At 46.4% G+C, this 2,305-nt stretch carries 1 protein-coding gene and 1 rRNA gene; both read right to left on the reverse strand.

Annotated features, from left to right (window positions below; all coding sequences use genetic code 11):
• Positions 1 to 100: ribosomal RNA gene (locus tag BKD12_RS15245) — 16S ribosomal RNA — on the reverse strand; the annotation flags it as partial.
• 398 nt (positions 101 to 498) lie between these two features.
• Positions 499 to 2,178: a glycoside hydrolase family 13 protein gene (locus BKD12_RS15250; RefSeq protein WP_070090212.1), complete on the reverse strand. Its 1,680-nt coding sequence runs from the start codon at positions 2,176 to 2,178 to the stop codon at positions 499 to 501.
• Between the last annotated feature and the right edge of the window lie 127 nt (positions 2,179 to 2,305).

A 2,305-nucleotide genomic window follows, 5' to 3' on the forward strand; every position in this document is an offset into this window, starting at 1 on the left:
CGTCATTCCGAAGAAATCCAATTTAAGCGCTTCGCTCGACTTGCATGTGTTAGGCACGCCGCCAGCGTTCATCCTGAGCCAGGATCAAACTCTCGTAAAAAGTTCTCTCTCGGTCCAGGAAAAACTACTCGCTTTTCCTATCCCGTTACTTACTGTTTTTGGGTCGGCATCTCTCGATGCCTTTCTCTGAATTATTCTTCTCAAAAGAATCTTCAGGGTCGTTGTCTATTATTTAGTTATCAAAGTTCTTCGTGTTTCGCTGTTTTCGACAGCCATATTAGATTATCACATCTTCAAGCGTTTGTCAACAGCTTTTTTTATTTTTTTCTGCTGTCCGTTTTCGCAGCTTTGTTTCCGCAGCGCTCACTTGCGACAGCTGTGATAGAATATCATGCTGTAAACTAAATGTCAATGCCTTTTTTCAACTTTTCTCATATTTTTTTCATCACTGCCTTCAGCGATGTATGGGAGACATTTTAGCATATGCTTTGAAAGCCTCTATTTTCCGCCGTTTTTCCGCAATACGACGGCCTCATATGGTCTGAGCACCAGCTCTTTTTCCGGTTTAAAATCTTTGTAATTTCCGATCATCAGCTCCGTCTTCCCCAGTTCCCAGTTGTCCGGGAGTGTAAACATTCTTGTATTTCCATAAAAATTGCAAACTATCAGCAGCTGCTCTTCTCCCAGCGTCCTGGTATATGCATACAGCTCCGGATCCTCCGGGAGCAGTAAATCGTAGGTTCCATATACAACAATATCATATTGTTTCCGAATACGGATCAGCTTCTGATAGTAACAGAATATAGAGTCCTCCCTCATCATCTGTTCTCTGGCATTGATCTTCTTATAATTAGGATTCACCATGATCCAGGGCTCCCCGCTGCTAAAGCCTGCATACTTTTCATCACTCCACTGGAATGGCGTCCTGGCATTGTCCCTGCTTTTATACCGAAGATAGCGAAGCATCTCCTCTGGCGTAAATACTCCCTGACCGGTCAGTTCACGATAGGCATTGATGCTGTCCAGGTCCCGGAAATCCGAAATATCGCCAAAGGGTACATTTGTCATTCCCAGCTCTTCTCCCTGGTAGATATAAGGCGTCCCCTGCATCATATGAAGACAGGTAGCAAGCATCTTTGCGGATTCCTCCCAATATTCCGCATCATTTCCGAACCGCGAAACCGAACGCGGCTGATCATGATTTTCCCAGAACAGACTGTTCCAGGCAATTCCCTCCAGACCTTTCTGCCATTTCGTCATAATATGCTTCAGATCCCGCAGATCCATCTTTTTATCCGACCATTTATTGGTACCGTCTGCATCCACGTCCATGTGTTCAAACTGAAAAACCATATTCAGCTCTTTTTCATCACTGCGGGCATATTTCTTTGCTTCCTCAAGCGTCACGCCGGAACATTCTCCCACCGTGATCGTGTCTCTTCCTTCCAGTACTCTTCTCCGCATCTCCTGCAGATATTCATGCACATGAGGGCCGTTTGCAGGCTCATTAAAGCTGGCATAGCCATTAATCCCCGGCTTTCCATCCGGCAGCTCCGGCTTTTTGGAGATCAGGCTGATCACATCCATCCGGAAGCCGTCAACACCTTTGTCCAGCCACCAGTTCATCATATCATAGACCTCATCCCTCACCCGGGGATTATCCCAGTTAAGATCCGGCTGCTTTTTGGAAAACAGATGCAGATAATACATATCCGTTGTATCGTCATATTCCCAGGCAGAGCCGGAAAAGCAGGATCCCCAGTTGTTCGGCTCTTTCCCCTCCTTTGCCGGCCGCCAGATATAATAATTCCGGTATGGATTGTCTTTTGACTTTCTGCTCTCTACAAACCATGGGTGTTCGTCAGAGGTATGGTTCACCACCAGATCCATGACAAGCCGGATCCCTCTTTCATGGGCGGCTTGCAGCATCCGGTCAAACTCTTCCATTGTTCCAAATTCTTCCAGTATCGCGCGGTAATCACTGATGTCATATCCATTATCATCCCCCGGCGACTGATACACCGGCGAGAGCCAGATCACATCTACCCCCAGCTCTTTCAGATAATCCAGCTTTTCCGTGATTCCGTTCAGATCACCGATCCCGTCTCCGTTGCTGTCCTTAAAACTACGTGGATATATCTGATACACCACGCTTTCCTTCCACCATTTCTTTTCCACGCTTTCCTTCCACCATTTCTTTTCCACACTTTCCACCACATATTCCTCCACTATCCACATGTTTTTTCCACATTTATGGGATAATTTTCGAAAGGGGACGGGGGATTTCTAGAAATCCCCCGTCCCC

The organism is Merdimonas faecis, from assembly GCF_001754075.1.
GTDB lineage: Bacteria > Bacillota > Clostridia > Lachnospirales > Lachnospiraceae > Merdimonas > Merdimonas faecis.